This is a genomic window from Micromonospora sp. NPDC007230, assembly GCF_042869115.1.
Taxonomy (GTDB): domain Bacteria; phylum Actinomycetota; class Actinomycetes; order Mycobacteriales; family Micromonosporaceae; genus Micromonospora.
Genome location: NZ_JBIAFE010000018.1, coordinates 87,386 through 101,851 on the forward strand (window position 1 = coordinate 87,386; position 14,466 = coordinate 101,851).

14 protein-coding genes are annotated in these 14,466 nt (G+C 73.6%); 7 read left to right on the top strand and 7 right to left on the bottom strand.

Annotated features, from left to right (window positions below):
* Positions 1-103: 103 nt before the first annotated feature.
* Positions 104-1,033, bottom strand: a complete 930-nt coding sequence (locus tag ACFYML_RS24010; RefSeq protein WP_387422777.1) for an LLM class F420-dependent oxidoreductase — start codon at positions 1,031-1,033, stop codon at positions 104-106.
* 100 nt (positions 1,034-1,133) lie between these two features.
* Here ACFYML_RS24010 and ACFYML_RS24015 point away from each other — a divergent pair, with 100 nt between their 5' ends.
* Both ACFYML_RS24015 and ACFYML_RS24020 read left to right on the top strand, forming a co-directional pair.
* Complete coding sequence (locus ACFYML_RS24015; protein ID WP_387422778.1) at positions 1,134-1,460, top strand: ArsR/SmtB family transcription factor; 327 nt, start codon at positions 1,134-1,136, stop codon at positions 1,458-1,460.
* 2 nt (positions 1,461-1,462) lie between these two features.
* Positions 1,463-1,990, top strand: coding sequence for an SRPBCC family protein (locus ACFYML_RS24020; protein WP_387422779.1), 528 nt, complete (start codon positions 1,463-1,465; stop codon positions 1,988-1,990).
* A 47-nt stretch (positions 1,991-2,037) separates the two neighbouring features.
* On the opposite strand, the gene ACFYML_RS24025 is transcribed toward ACFYML_RS24020, so the two are convergent.
* Positions 2,038-3,243, bottom strand: coding sequence for an FAD-dependent monooxygenase (locus ACFYML_RS24025; RefSeq protein ID WP_387422780.1), 1,206 nt, complete (start codon positions 3,241-3,243; stop codon positions 2,038-2,040).
* Between the two features lie 71 nt (positions 3,244-3,314).
* Here ACFYML_RS24025 and ACFYML_RS24030 point away from each other — a divergent pair, with 71 nt between their 5' ends.
* Entirely contained in the window at positions 3,315-3,902 is a 588-nt protein-coding gene (locus ACFYML_RS24030) for a TetR/AcrR family transcriptional regulator (RefSeq protein WP_387422781.1), read from the top strand.
* Here ACFYML_RS24030 and ACFYML_RS24035 read toward each other — a convergent pair.
* The 3 genes from ACFYML_RS24035 to ACFYML_RS24045 are packed head-to-tail and all read right to left on the bottom strand — an operon-like array spanning position 3,893 to position 7,428.
* The gene (locus tag ACFYML_RS24035) at positions 3,893-4,546 is read right to left on the bottom strand and encodes a response regulator transcription factor (RefSeq protein ID WP_241825301.1); all 654 of its coding nucleotides are present in this window, start codon (positions 4,544-4,546) and stop codon (positions 3,893-3,895) included. The genes ACFYML_RS24030 and ACFYML_RS24035 overlap by 10 nt on opposite strands.
* Entirely contained in the window at positions 4,543-6,717 is a 2,175-nt protein-coding gene (locus ACFYML_RS24040) for a sensor histidine kinase (RefSeq protein ID WP_387422782.1), read from the bottom strand. The genes ACFYML_RS24035 and ACFYML_RS24040 overlap by 4 nt, the downstream gene beginning before the upstream one ends.
* Positions 6,718-6,741: 24 nt before the next feature.
* On the bottom strand, positions 6,742-7,428 hold the full coding sequence (locus ACFYML_RS24045) for a hypothetical protein (RefSeq protein WP_387422783.1): 687 nt from the start codon (positions 7,426-7,428) through the stop codon (positions 6,742-6,744).
* Positions 7,429-7,645: 217 nt separating this feature from the next.
* On the opposite strand from ACFYML_RS24045, the gene ACFYML_RS24050 reads away from it, so the two are divergent.
* Positions 7,646-8,809: an acyl-CoA dehydrogenase family protein gene (locus tag ACFYML_RS24050; protein WP_387422784.1), complete on the top strand. Its 1,164-nt coding sequence runs from the start codon at positions 7,646-7,648 to the stop codon at positions 8,807-8,809.
* 158 nt (positions 8,810-8,967) lie between these two features.
* Here ACFYML_RS24050 and ACFYML_RS24055 read toward each other — a convergent pair whose 3' ends face one another.
* A complete protein-coding gene (locus tag ACFYML_RS24055) occupies positions 8,968-10,005 on the bottom strand; it encodes a hypothetical protein (RefSeq protein ID WP_387422785.1) in 1,038 nt (345 codons plus the stop codon).
* The gene (locus ACFYML_RS24060) at positions 10,005-10,274 is read right to left on the bottom strand and encodes a hypothetical protein (RefSeq protein WP_387272524.1); all 270 of its coding nucleotides are present in this window, start codon (positions 10,272-10,274) and stop codon (positions 10,005-10,007) included. The genes ACFYML_RS24055 and ACFYML_RS24060 overlap by 1 nt, the downstream gene beginning before the upstream one ends.
* A 1,027-nt stretch (positions 10,275-11,301) precedes the next feature.
* Between ACFYML_RS24060 and ACFYML_RS24065 the strand changes: the two genes are divergently transcribed.
* From ACFYML_RS24065 to ACFYML_RS24075, 3 genes are all read left to right on the top strand, one after another.
* Entirely contained in the window at positions 11,302-12,606 is a 1,305-nt protein-coding gene (locus ACFYML_RS24065; RefSeq protein WP_387422786.1) for a glycine betaine/L-proline ABC transporter ATP-binding protein, read from the top strand.
* A complete protein-coding gene (locus ACFYML_RS24070) occupies positions 12,603-13,496 on the top strand; it encodes an ABC transporter permease (RefSeq protein WP_387422787.1) in 894 nt (297 codons plus the stop codon). The genes ACFYML_RS24065 and ACFYML_RS24070 overlap by 4 nt, the downstream gene beginning before the upstream one ends.
* A gap of 74 nt (positions 13,497-13,570) precedes the next feature.
* A complete protein-coding gene (locus ACFYML_RS24075; RefSeq protein WP_387422788.1) occupies positions 13,571-14,455 on the top strand; it encodes a glycine betaine ABC transporter substrate-binding protein in 885 nt (294 codons plus the stop codon).
* Positions 14,456-14,466 lie beyond the last annotated feature (11 nt).

Genomic DNA, 14,466 nt, shown 5'->3' on the forward strand with positions numbered 1-14,466 from the left:
CCGAATGGGCATCCGGTGCCGGCGCCGATCCCGGAGCCCGAGCCGGAGCCGCCGGGGCCCGGCCCGGCGCCTCGAACGGCCGCCGGGCGGGCGTGGCCGATCGTCAGAGCTGCGGCATGACCTCGGCGGCGACCAGCTCCAGGTGGTCCAGGTCGGTCAGGTCGAGCACCTGGAGGTAGACCCGCTGGCTGCCGATCCCGGCGTACCGGCCGAGCTTGTCGACGATCTCGGCGGGCGTGCCGGCGAGGCCGTTCGCGCGCAGCTCGGCGGGCTGCCGGCCGATCGCCGCCGCCCGGCGGGCCACTTCCGCCTCGTCCCGCCCGCAGCAGAGCACCAGGGCGTTGGACCAGACCAAGGTGGACGGATCCCGGTCGACCTCGGCGCAGGCGTCCCGCACCCGCTGGAACTGGGCCGCCGAGTCCGCGAGCGAGGCGAACGGCAGGTTGAACTCGTCGGCGTACCGGGCGGCGAGGCGGGGCGTGCGCTTCGGCCCCTTCCCGCCGAGCAGGATGGGCGGCCGGGGCTGCTGCACCGGCTTGGGCAGCGCGGGCGAGTCGCTCACCGGGTAGTACTTGCCGGGGTGGTCGAAGGTCCGGCCGGCCGGGGTCTCCCAGAGCCCGGTGATGACGGCGAGCTGCTCCTCCAGCCGGTCGAAGCGCTCCCCGACCGGCGGGAACGGGATGCCGTACGCGGTGTGCTCGTCGGCGTACCAGCCGGTGCCGATGCCCAGCTCGACTCGGCCGCCGCTCATCTGGTCGACCTGCGCCACGGTGATGGCGAGCGGGCCGGGGAGCCGGAAGGTGGCCGCGGTCATCAGCGTGCCCAGCCGGATCCGGGTGGTGTCCCGGGCCAGGCCGGCGAGGGTGGTCCAGGCGTCGGTCGGACCCGGCTCACCGGTCACCGAGCCCATCTTCAGGTAGTGGTCGGAGCGGAAGAACGCGCCGAAGCCCGTCTCCTCCGCACAGCGGGCCACGGCGAGCAGCTGGTCGTAGCTGGCGCCCTGCTGGGGTTCGGTGAAGATCCGCAGTTCCATGGCCCGAGCATATTGAGCCGCCGGGCCCGGCCGAGGGGGAAGGAGGTGACCTGCCCACGCCTGGGCAACCTGCTTGTATTCCTTGACAGGCATATAACTGATGAGGCATGTTGGGGCAGTGTCCGTCGACGCCTTCGCCGTCCTGGCCGAGCCCACCCGACGCCGCATCCTCGACCGGCTGCGCCGCACCGAGAGCAGCGTCGGTGACCTGGTGGACGAGCTGGGGATGAGCCAGCCGGCCGTCTCCAAGCACCTCAAGGTGCTCCGCGAGGCCGGCCTCGTCACCTGCCGCACCGCGGCCCAGCAGCGGATCTACCGGATCGACCCGAGCCCACTGCGCGCCGTGGACGACTGGCTCGGGCCGTACCGGCGGATGTGGGCGGACCACCTCGACGCCCTGGAGCGCCACCTCGACAGTCAGGAGTGACCATGGAGCGTGACAACTTCCGGCCCGGCCCGCTCGCCGAGGTCGCCCGCGTACCGGCCGGTGACCGGTGGGACCTGGTGTTCGTCCGGGACCTGCGGCACCCGCCGGAGAAGGTGTGGGCCGCGCTGACCGAGCCGGACCAGCTCGCCCAGTGGGCGCCCTTCCTCGCCAGCCGCGACCTCGGCACGCCCGGCGGGGCCACGCTCAGGATGGTCGACGGCGATCGGACCGTCGAGGCGCCGGCCACCGTGGTCCGCGCCGAGCGCCCGTCGCTGCTGGAGTACACCTGGGGCGACGACCTGCTGCGCTGGGAGCTGGCCCCGGCGGGCCCGGGCACCCGGTTGACCCTGCGGCACCGGATCGAGCAGGCCGACCAGGCCCCGATCATGGCCGCCGGCTGGCACCTCTGCCTGGACGTGGCCGGCCACCTGCTCGACGGCGACCCGGTCGGCCCGATCCGCGGCGGCGAGGCGCTGGACTTCGGCTGGGCACGGCTGCGCGACGCGTACGCCGAGCGGCTGGACTCCTGACGCGGACGCCGTGGGGCGGCGGAGCGCCACCCCCACGGCCGGCTGATTCAGCGCGCGGTGGCCGGGACGTCCGGCAGGGTGATCGCGGTGGCCGCCTTGCGGATCGGCTCGGTGACCCGGCGGATCATCCCCTCCCGGCCCGGCAGGTGCGGCATGAGCCGCAGCATCAGCGTCTGGAACCGGATCTGCGCGGCCGAGCCGAGCACCATGCCCTTCAGGTTGCGCTCGGCGAGTTGCTGGTTCGCCGCCACGAACGGGCGCATCCGCCGCTCGTACGCGGCGAACCCGGCAGCCGGGTCGCCGGCCGCCTCGGCCAGCGACGCGGCCAGCACGTACGCGCCGACCAGGCTCAGGCTGGTGCCCTGCCCGGAGGCCGGCGAGGCACCGTAGGCGGCGTCGCCGAGCAGCCCGACCCGCCCGGTCGACCAGCCGTCCATCCGCACCTGGCTCATCGCGTCGAAGTAGAAGTCGGGCGCGTCCGCCATCGCGGCGAGCAACTCCGGCACCCGCCAGCCGGCCCCGGCGTAGGCCCGGGCCAGTGCCGCCTGCTGCCCGGCGACGTCCCGGCGGTCGGGCTCCTCGGCCGGCGAGGGGAAGAGGAAGAGGGCCCGCGCGTCCGGGGCGCCGGCGGTCCGGTAGACGCCGACCGTGCGCCCCGGGGCGGGGTGCATCAGCTCGACCCGCTCCTCGCCGTACTCGGCCGGCACCGTGAAGATCGCGATGTGGTGCCCGAGCGGGCGCAGGTATGCCGAGCCGGGGCCGAAGGCCAGCCGCCGCACCGTCGAGTGCAGCCCGTCGGCGCCGATCACCAGGTCGAAGCGGCGGCTCGGTGCCCGCTCGAAGGCGACCTCCACCCCGTCGGCCCGCTGGTCCAGCGCGACGATCGAGTCGTCGAAGAGGTAGTCCACGTCGCGGGTGGCGTCGACCAGGATGCGAGCCAGGTCGCCGCGCATGACCTCGACGTCGTCCCCCTCCCGGCCGCCGAAGAGCGCGGCGTCCATGGTGGCGAGCTGTCGGCCCGACGAGTCCACGAAGCGGGCCTGCCGCATGCCGGTGTCGTGCCGCCGCACCTCGTCCCCCAGGCCCATCCGGTCGACGACCGCCAGGGCCGCGCCCCGGATGTCCACCTTGTAGCCCCCGGCGCGGAGCGCCGGGGCGCGCTCGACGACGGTCGGACGGAAGCCGTGACGGCGCAGCCACCAGGCCAGAGCAGGGCCGGCGACACCGGCGCCGGAGATCAGCACATCGGTCATGCCGATGACTGTACAAGCGTGTTAGACAATTGTCCAAGACGCTTGTTCAAAAAATCCGCTACCCTGTCGGCATGGGAAATCGGGAGGACCTGCTCGCCGGCGCCAAGCGCTGCCTGATCGAGAAGGGATACACGGGCACCACGGCCCGGGACGTCGCCACCGCAGCCGGCACCAGCCTGGCCGCCATCGGCTACCACTTCCGCACCACGAAGGCCCTGCTCAACGAGGCCCTGATCGAGGCGATGGCGGAATGGGGTGAGGAGCTGGGCCGAGCCCTCGCCGAGGACGCCGACGCGACGGCCACGCCCGAGCAGCGGTTCGAGGCGACCTGGGAGCGGATCATCGAGTCCTTCGCCCGGCTGCGCCCGCTCTGGGCCATCCAGTTCGAGCTGATCGCGCAGATGGACCGCGTACCGGAGCTGCGGGCGGCGTTCGCCACCGCCAACCGCCAGGCCCGGATCGGCCTCGCCGAGGTCTTCCACCGGGTCGACCCGGCCGCCGACGAGCCGACCGCGCTCGCGCTCGGCGCCTTCCACCAGGCGCTGCTCGGCGGCCTGGCCGCCCAGTGCCTGGTCGACCCGGAGGCGGCGCCGTCGGCGGCGGAGCTGACCCGGGCGCTGCGGATCGTCGCCGACGAGTTCCGCGCCGGTCAGGGCTGACCGAGGCCGGCCTCCCGGGCCCGGACGATGGCCTGACCACGGTCGGCCACCTGGAGCTTGGCGAGCACGTTGGACAGGTGGTTGCGGACGGTCTTCGGGCTGAGCGTCAGCCGGCGGGCGATGACCACGTTGCTCAACCCCTGGGCGACCAGGTCGAGCACCTCGCGCTCCCGGTCGGTCAGCTCGGGGAAGGGCGCGGCCCCGGACGCCCGGGCCCCGGACAGGTAGCTCACCGCCCGGCTCGCGATCACCGGGCCGAGCAGCACCTCGCCGTTGGCGACCGCCCGGACCGCCCGCTCCACCTCGGCCGGCGCCGCACCCTTGAGCAGGTAGCCCCGGGCACCCGCGCGCAGCGCCGCGAAGACCCAGTCGTCGTCGTCCAGCATGGTCACCACCAGCACCCCGATACCCGGGTGCCGGGTGACGATCTCCCGGGTGGCCGCCACCCCGGACCGGCCGCCCAGGTGCAGGTCCATGATGATCACGTCCGGCCGCTGCTGGTCGGCGACGCGGAGCGCGCCGTCCGCGTCGGCGGCCTCGCCGACCACCGCCAGCCCGGCCGTCGAGGCGAGCAGCGCGGTCATGCCCAGCCGGAACACCGGGTGGTCGTCCACCACCGCGACCCGGATCGTCTCCCCGCTCACGGCCCCACCACCGCCGGCCGCACCGGGCCCGGCCCGGCCGCCTCCGCGCCGGCAGCGGACCACGCCGGTTCCCCGGAGACGGCGGGGTCGGGCCGCGCGGCGTCCGCCGTCGGCAGCGCCCGATCCGACTCGTACGCCGACAGCCGTGCGGCCGGCACCCGGACGAGCACGCTGGTGCCGCCGCCCTCCCCCGGCGCCACGACGCAGACGCCGCCGATCCCCTCGGCCCGTTCCCGCATCGAGCGCATCCCGATCCCGTCCGGCGTCCCCGGTGCCACGCCCCGTCCCTCGTCCTCGACCCGAACGGTGAGCCCGGCGTCGTCCCGGTCGACGCGCACCCGGCAGCTCGCCGCGCCGGAGTGCCGGTGCACGTTGCGGACCGCCTCGGAGACGATGCCGTAGATCGCGGTCGCCACCGGCTCGGGCAGCGGCAGCGGCGCGGCCAGCACCCCGACGGCCAGCCCCGATCCCTCGTACCGCTGGGCCAGCTCGTGCAGCGCCGGGGCGAGGCCGCGCTCGCCCAGCACCGGCGGCAGCAGCCCCCGGGCCAGGTCCCGCACGTGCTCGACGCGCTGGTCGACCTCGTCGCGCAGCCGGTCCAGCAACCGCCCGGCCGCCTCGGGATCCACGGTGAGCAGGTTACGGGTCGCCTGCAGGCCCAACGCCACCCCGGCCAGCGCCGGCCCGAGCCCGTCGTGCAGGTCGCGCCGCAGCTTGCGGCGTTCCTCCTCACGCGCCTCGGCCAGCCGGGCCCGCGAGGCGGCCAGCGCCCGGCTGGTGGCGGCCAGGCTGGCCGCCGAAGCGACCACCGGCACCAGGTCGACCAGGGCCGAGCGCGTACGCCCGTCCAGCCGCTCCCCCGCCCGGGCCCACGCCACCAGCCGGCCGATCTCGGTGCCGCCCCGGCGTAACGGCAGCACCAACGGCGCGCCGACCGGCCCCGGGGACGCCCCGTGCGCGGTGTACGGCTCCGGAGCGTCCACCTCGATCGCGCAGGCGCCGAGACGGAGCAGGTCGGTCAGGCTCTGCGCCACCCCGGTCAGCACGTCCGCCGGGTCCGCGGAGGCGCTGATCCGGTGCCCGACGCCGCGTACCACGCCGAGCGGCTCCACCGCCTCGCCGTGGATCAGCCGGTCGACGCCGCGCTGCACCCGGGCCCGGGCGGGCTGCATGCCCACCGCCACCAGCGCGGTGACCAGCACCCCCGGCACCGCGGGACTGGCCGGCAGCAGCGCGTCGAGCAAGCTCACCCCCACCACGTACGCGGTCACCAGCAGGAAGGTGAGCAGAAACCAGACCAGGGTGCGGCGGACCGCGATCTCGATCCCCCACAGCCGCTGCCGGAGCACCACGGCCAGCACCGCGGCCGGGAAGAATGCCTGGGAGGCGAGCATGGCGGTCGGGGCGAGCCAGTCCGGGACGTACCCGGCCCAGCCGGGGAAGCCCAGCGGGGCGAAGCTCACCGCGAGCAGCCCGGTGCCGACGGCCAGCCAGCCCAGCCCGACCCGCTCGGCCGGCGGTCCGGTACGCCATCGGCGTAGCAGGCCGGCGGCGGCGACCAGCCCGAGCAGCGGCACCGCCCGGAACAGCAGCAGGTCCCCGGTGTCCACGACGTCCGCCCAGCCGGGCACGCCGAGCGGCAGCGCGCCCGAGGGCCGGCCCGGCCGGCCCGGCCAGGTCAGGTGGAACAGCTCGATCCCGGCGGTCACCAGGGCGCCGGCGGCCACCGCGACCCGGGCCGGGACGGGCAGCCGCCCCTCCCGGACCAGCCAGGGCACCACCGTGATGAGCGAGAGCATCCCGGGCACCCAGGCCCAGTCACGGGCCGAGGTGAGCAGCACCGGGGCGGGCAGCCCGGGCCGTACCGCGAGCAGGTCCACGTACTGCGCGCTCAGCGCGGACAGGCCGCCACCCACTCCGGTCGCGGCGAGCAGCCAGGCGACCGGGTGCCCGCGCCGCAGCAGCACCAGCCAGGCGACCGTGCCGTAGACCGCGCAGTCGGTGAAGTCGACCAGGAAGAAGAGCTGGGACAGGCCCCACGGCCGGCGGGCGAGGACCCAGCAGACGGCCGTACCGGTGAGCAGGAGCGCGCAGCCGACGGCGACCAGCCGGGCGGCGACCGGGTGACGCCGGTCGCCGCCCGGTGGTGCCGTCGTCGGCTCGGCGGGCATGGGCTGATCCTGACAGCCGCCGGGTCAGTTGCCGAGACCCCGACGCTCCAGCGCGAATGTCAGTCCGGCGACAGTGGCCCAGAGCGCCGCCGGGGCCAGCGCCAGATACTGCAGCGGCACCGCCTGGGTGAGCACCACCAGCAGGGCCATCAGCAGGCTGAACACCGCCAGCCAGCGGCTCACCGACCGGCGGCGCAGCCCGGCGACGGCCACCGCCCCGGTGCTGAGTCCGACCCCGGCCCAGACCCACGGGAAGGTGTTGTAGCCGACGGCCAGCGCCGCGACCGTGTCGACGTCGGTCTCGGACAGGTGCCGCAGGTCCCAGTAGAGCTCGGTGGACACCCCGCCGCCGACCAGCAGCAGCGCCGCGGTGAGCAGCAGGCCGGCGGCCGCCACGTCGGGCAGCAGGCTGCCGGCCGGCTCCCGGGCCGCCAGCCGCCGCCGCAGTCCGGCCGCGAACACCGCCAGGCACCCGGCGGCCAGCACGGACAGCACCTGGAAGACCCAGACGTACGCCTCCTTGCCGTCCATCGAGGCCACGAAGCGCGCGTTGTCGGCGAACAGCGACATGTCCGCGTTGGCAAACTGTGGACCGAACTGGAAGATCGCGATGCCGGTGAGGCCGGCGACGACCCCGGCGACCGCCCAGCCGCGGCGGGGACGGTCGGTGACGGTCGGGGCGGCGGTGGCGTCGAGCGTGGCGCTGGTCATGATTCCTCCTCAGATCAGGGGCACGGCGGATCGCCGCAGGCGAAGCGTGGCCCGCCCGGCGTCCCGGGCGCATGGGGCGCGGCGTCCCGACCGTCCGGGCGGTTCCGCCCCCGGTCCGGGACACCACCGGCGTCCCGGACGGTCGGTACCGGTGTCCCTGGCGAACGGGACGGCGCACCCGCCACGGTGGAACCGCCACACCGACGAGGAGGCCGCCATGGAGCACCGCCACGACCTGCTGACCGCCGTACGCGCGCTGGCGCCGGAGCTGACCGCCCGGGCCGAGGAGATCGAGCAGGCCCGAGAGCTGCCCGCCGACCTGCTCGATCGGCTCCGCGCGGCCGGCTGCTTCCGGATGTTCGTGCCCCGCAGCCACGGTGGCTACGAGGTGGACCTGCGCACCGGGATGGCGGTGCTGGAGACCCTGGCGCGGGCGGACGGCTCGACCGGTTGGACCGTGATGATCGGCGCGGAGAGCCCGCACCTGCTCGCCATGCTCCCCCGCGACCGGTTCGACAAGCTCTACGCCGCCGGCCCGGACGTGGTGGTGGCCGGCGGTTTCGCCGCACAGGGCCGAGCCGAGCTGGCCGACGGCGGGTTCCAGGTGAGCGGGCGCTGGGGGTTCGCCAGCGGCTGCCGGCACGCCGACTGGATCTTCGGCAACTGCCTGGTCACCGCGGACGGCCAGCCGCTGCCCGGGGCGGACGGGCAGCCGCCGGAGACCCGTTCGATGCTCTTCGCGGCCGACCGGGTGACCGTGGTGGACACCTGGCACGTGCTCGGCCTGCGTGGCACCGGCAGCCACGACGTGCTGGTCGAGTCGGCGTTCTGTCCGGCGGAGGAGAGCTTCGACCTGTTCACCGGCACGCCGTGTGTACCTGGGCCGGGGTTCGTGGCGCCGCTGGTGCATTTCGTGCTGCACCTGGGTGCGGTCGCGGTCGGCATCGCGCAGGGCGCACTGGACGAGATGACCGCGCTGCTCGGCGACGGGCGGCAGCGCCTTTACGCCCGGCAGCCGCTCGCCGACTCGCCCGCGTTCCGGGTCCAGCTCGGTCGGGCCGACCTGAACGTCCGCGCCGCGCGGGCCCTGCTCGCCGCGCTCGCCGACGAACTCTGGGCGGCCTGCGCCGAGGACCCGGGACGGATCGCCGCCCTGCACCCGACCATCTCCGCCTCGCTGCCCTGGGTGACCGAGCAGGCGGTCGCCGCCGTGGACACCTGCTACCGGGCGGCCGGCGGCGGTGCGGCCCGGGACTCCTCGCCGATCCAGCGCCGGTTCCGGGACATCCACACGTTCGCGCAGCACGCCGCAGCCGCCGAGGGCTGGCTGGGCAACAACGGGGCGCAGCTGCTGGGCCGGCCGGTGGCGCTGGCGTACTGACCTGACCGGGCCGGTGGGTGGAGGGGTCCCCCGGCCCAGGGGCCGGCGTGCATAGGGGTCCGCCGGCCCGCGCGGGGCCGGCCGCCGAGGGGCTCGGCGGCCGACCCCGACGCGTCAGCCGAGTTTCGGCGCGTAGGCCGAAACGCTGGGCCGGCTCGTCAGACGTACGGCCGGGTGGCGTACGCCGCCCGCAGCGCGGCCAACCCGGCGTCCTTCGGGGTGAGGGTGCCCCAGCCCGAGTTGAAGTAGTTGGTGCGCACGATCCGCGGGCTCCGCTCGGCGTTGAGCTGGGCGATGGCCGCCGGCACCGTGGCGATCCAGGCGGCCTGATTGGGGAACTCGGCCACCCGTACCCCCCACTCCGCGATGAGCACCGGACGGGAGAGCGCCACCGGGCCGAGATCGGCCACCGCCCAGTCCTTCGTGCGCCGGAACCGGCCCAGGGCGGTGTCGCTCGGGTCGGTGGCGTAGACGTTCCAATGCAGGAAGTCCAGCTTCGCCATCAGCGACTCCGGGTGGGTACGCCGGTAGGCGGCCCGGTCGAAGCCGCCCGAGCCGACCGAGAAGGTGGTGCCGGCGGGCAGCGTGCGAGCCTTGAACCAGTTCACGATGTAGGTCATCGCCTGCACGGCCCGGGCGTCCGAGTTGGCCCAGTCGTACGCCACCCCCGATTCGGTGGTGCCGAACTCGTGGTCGGTGTCCAGCTCGGAGGCGAGTTGGATGTTGACCGGGAAGCCCAGGGTCCGATACTGCGACAGCGCCCTCGCGAAGAGCCCGTCGCAGAGGCCGGCGAGCACCTGCCCGTACCCGTACGCCTTCGGCCAGGTGGTCCCCGGGCGCTGCTGGATGGTCATCGCCGGGGCCGGGACGGTGTAGCTGGCCCCGTCCACGGTGAAGGTCTGCGGTCCGATGCTGGTTGCGCCGTAGTACTTCAGTTCGAGCACCATGTTGACCGCGATCCCCTTGCGGCCGAGGGTGGTCAGCCACGACTGGTTGTATCCGGGGAAGGTGTAGCCGTCGGCGAAGCTGCGGTACTGGGTGAGGGAACGGAAGTTGCCGCCGGCCAGGTCGGCCGTCGGGTCGGCGTTCCCGGCGAGGTAGTAGCCGCCCAGCACCGGCAGGGCGACGGTGTAGCTGGCGGTGGCGGTGGCGGTGTGCCCGCCGTTGTCCCGCACGGTGACCGTGACCTGCGGCATCACGCCACCGCCCGGTACACGGCCACCGACCCGGTGTCGGAGACTTTCGTCCAGGTCCGGCCGGAATCGTCGGTCACGCTCACGGTGAGCGGGTCGATGACCGCCGTGGCCTTGACCGGCGCGCTGCTGTTGCCCTGGGAGTCGGTCACCACGATGGTGACCGTGACGGGCCGGGTGTCCGGGTCGGCGTAGGTGACCGTGAGGGTCATCTGGTCGCCTGGGGAGTAGGTCGAGCGGTTGAGGCTGGCGGTCACGGTGGGAGCGGCCATCTCCGCCCCCTCCTTCCTTGCTCTGCGCCCGGCGTCCGCCGGTACGCCCGGCGGGTCAGGCGGGGCGCCGCGGTTCATGACGACGGTCCCGGCGAGGCCGGCCGGAGGTGGTGACGTCGGTGTCCTGACTGGCTGGCACCGTCCGCTCAGGACGGCGCCGGGCCGGGTCTCGGCCGGGCGGCGCGCGGTGGACCGGGCGATGGCCGGGCCCGCCGGCGGCGTCACGGCCGCGCTCGGCGCTGGCGGCGTCCGGCGCCGACACGGAGTCGCCGCCGGGGCCGGAGGGATGGGATGTGGCCCGCCATCCAAAGCCTCCACTGCACCAACAATGCGCCGGTCGGGGGTCGGACGTCCTGTCGGCAATCCGTCGGCCGGTCTGTCCTCGATCAGCTTGCCGCCGCGGCGGCATCCCTGCCGGGGCGGAGCCGTGCCTCGGCACGGCCGGATCGTCGCGGCGGTCGGCTGGCGAGTCCCGGCGATCCGATCGGCCGGCTGGCCGCGGGAGGACACCGTCTGGCATCCGGCGATGCATGCGGCGCCGTGCCGCACGAGCGCGCTGGTTTCGGCTTCTTCGGGGACGCGGGTGATCCATATCCGGCGATTTCGCCGAAGGCGGCCGACGCGATTGCGGAACCGCGCCGCCCGACGGGTCGGGTTCGCCGTCCGAATATGACAATCGCGTGACGGAAAATCACGAGTGCATGACCGTTCTCTATCGCCGTCGTCATATTCGGGGACGAACGGCGGCAGCGGAGCGCTCGGCACCGGCACCCGCACCGGACGGAACAAAGAGCCCAGAGCGGGGTCCAACCACCCTTCGCACACCCCGGTGCGGCCCGTCCGCAGTAGGTACCGGCGACCGAATTCGACGTCGAAAAGCGTGCAATTTTTGTGGTTAATTCCACAGCCCCCCCGGTTACGACTGGATTCTCGCCGATGACGTCGGTAAGTTTCCGGGCCGGCCCCTGCGGCCCCCGGAATGTGACCGATGTTGATATCGACGGACGAGACGCGAAGATGGCCACCGATGGCGGGATACGCCACCGGTTCCATCGGAGAGGGGATCGTGCCCGCACTCGCAGTGAAGTCGCTCTACAAAATATTCGGCAATCGAGCTGACGAGGCGATGAGGCGCCTCGCGACCGGCGCCCCGCGCGCCGAGGCGCTGGCGGGCCTACCGGCCACGGCCGCCGTGATCGACGCGAACTTCGAGGTACGCCCCGGCGAGATCTTCGTGGTGATGGGCCTCTCCGGCTCCGGCAAGTCCACCCTCATCCGGATGCTCAACGGTCTGCTCCGGCCCACCCGGGGCAGTGTGCAGGTCGACGGGGTCGAACTGACCACGCTCAAGCCCGCCGCGCTGCGCAAGCTGCGGCGCGAGAAGATCAGCATGGTCTTCCAGCACTTCGCGCTGATGCCGCACCGGACGGTGCTGGAGAACGCGGGCTACGCCCTGGAGGTCGCCGGCCTGCCCAAGGCCGAGCGGCGCGAGCGCGGCCTGGACGCGTTGCGCATGGTGGGCCTGGAGGAGTGGGCGGACAAGCTCCCCCACGACCTCTCCGGCGGTATGCGGCAGCGGGTCGGGCTGGCCCGCGCGCTCGCGGCCGGCACCGACATTCTGCTGATGGACGAGGCGTTCTCGGCGCTGGACCCGCTCATCCGCCGGGAGATCCAGGACCAGCTGCTGGAACTCCAGGCCGAACTGGGCAAGACCATCATCTTCATCACCCACGACCTGAACGAGGCCATGCGGCTCGGCGACCGGATCGCGGTGATGCGGGACGGCCGGATCGTCCAGATCGGCACCGCCGAGGAGATCCTCACCGACCCGGCCAACGGGTACGTGGCGCAGTTCGTCGCCGACGTCGACCGGACCCGGATCCTGACCGCCGCGTCGGTGATGGAGAAGCCGCACCACGTCCTGGACGTCAACGCAGGTCCCCGGGTGGCCGCGAAGGCGCTGCGGGAGAGCCAGACCTCGGCGGTCTACGTGACCGGGCCGATGAAGCAGTTCCTCGGCACGGTCACCGAGGACGACGTGCTGCGGGCGCTGCGCGAGGGCCGGCCGAGCCTCGACGGATACGTCTCGACCGAGCGGGTCCGCACGGTCACCGAGGACACCGCGGTGGCCGACCTGTTCGCCGACTGCGCGGAGAGCCAGCATCCGGTGGCCGTCCTCGACGACCGGGGCCGGCTGGCCGGGGTGATCCCCCGGATCACCCTGCTCAGCGCCCTGGCCAGCGCCACCCCCGACGAGGTGGCCGCGGTGGACGAGCCGGCGCCCGACCCGGCCGAGGTCGAGCTGGTGGGCACGAAGGGAGAGCCGACATGAGTCACACCTGGTCCCCGCTCGACGTCGAGCTGCCCCGGGTGCCGCTGGGCGCCTGGACCGAGTCCGCCGTCGACTGGGCCACCGGCGCGCTCGGCCCGGTCTTCGACGCGGTCGCGGCCGTGGTCGACGCCCTGGTCCGCCCGCTCGACGAGCTGCTCACCGGCGTACCTCCGGTGGCGGTCGTGCTGGTCCTGGCCGGGCTCGGCTGGTGGCTGCGTGGCTGGAAGTTCGGCCTCGGGACGGCGGTCGGCCTCGGCGTGGTGGCCGGGATGCCGTACTGGGAGGAGACCATGAGCACGCTCGCCCAGGTGCTCGTGGCGAGCGTGCTCGCCCTGCTGCTGGCGATCCCGCTGGGCGTCTTCATCGCGGAGAACCGGCGGGCGTCCACCGTGGCCCGGCCGGTGCTGGACCTCATGCAGACCATGCCGGCGTTCGTCTACCTGATCCCGGCGATCTTCTTCTTCGGCATCGGCACCGTGCCCGGCGTGCTGGCCACGCTGGTGTTCAGCATGCCGCCCGGCGTCCGCCTGACCGAGCTCGGCCTGCGGCAGGTCGACAAGGAGATCGTCCAGGCCGCCGAGTCGTTCGGCGCGCCACCGTGGATGGTGCTGCTGCGGACCAAGCTGCCGCTGGCCCTGCCGACGATCATGACCGGGGTCAACCAGGTCATCATGCTGGCCCTGTCCATGGTGGTCATCGCCGGCATGGTCGGCGCCGGCGGCCTCGGCGACGTGATCATGTTCGCGCTCTCCCAGGTCGAGGTGGGCAGCGGCTTCGAGGGCGGCATCGCCGTCGTGGTCCTCGCCGTGGTGCTCGACCGGCTCACCGACTCCGTGGGCGACCGGTTCCCCTCCGCGCGGGCGCAGCGCCTGGCGCGGGAGGCCGCCTGACCGTCGCCCTCCGCCGGCACCCTTGGGCCCGCGTACGCGGGTCCGCCGGCTGTTCAGAGAAGGAAGGACAATCCGTGTTCACGACCCTGAGGCGCGTGCTGGCGCTCGCCGTGACCGCCACCCTGGCGCTGGGCGGTGCCGCCTGCAGCGCGAAGTCGGACGGCGGGTCCGGCAACGGCAAGAAGATCACCATCGGCTACATGGCCTGGGACGAGGCGATCGCCGCCTCCCACCTGTGGCAGCACATCCTGGAGGAGAAGGGCTACCGGGTCCAGCTCAAGAACCTGGAGGCCGGGCTCGTCTACGGCGGGCTCGCCGGCGGCGACATCGACCTGTTCCTGGACGGCTGGCTGCCCCAGACCCACGCCTCCTACCTGGAGAAGTACGGCGACAAGCTGGAGAAGCTCGGCGTCTGGTACGAGGACGCCAGCCTCAGCATCGCGGTGCCGAAGTACGTCGACGGAGTCGACTCGCTCGAGGACCTGGCCGGCAAGGCCGGCACCTTCGGCGGGCAGCTGATCGGTATCGAGCCGGGCGCCGGGCTCACCAAGGCCACCCAGGAGAAGGTGCTGCCCGGCTACGGCCTGGCCGACGCCATGAAGCTGAAGACCTCCTCCACCCCGGCCATGCTGGCCGCGCTCGACGCCGCGATCGCCGACCAGAAGCCGATCGTGGTCACCCTCTGGCACCCCCATTGGGCCTACGCGAAGTACGAGCTGAAGGACCTGGCCGACCCGAAGGGCACCCTGGGCCAGGCCGAGCAGATCAACACCTTCGGCCGCAAGGGCTTCGGCAAGGACTTCCCCGAGGTCACGAAGATGCTGGCGAAGTTCACCATGGACAACCAGCAGCTCGGGTCCCTGGAGGACCTGATGTTCAACACCCACAAGGGTGACGAGAAGAAGGCCGTCGAGGAGTGGCTGAAGGCCAACCCCGACTACCTGAAGGCGCTCGCCTGACCCGTCCCGTG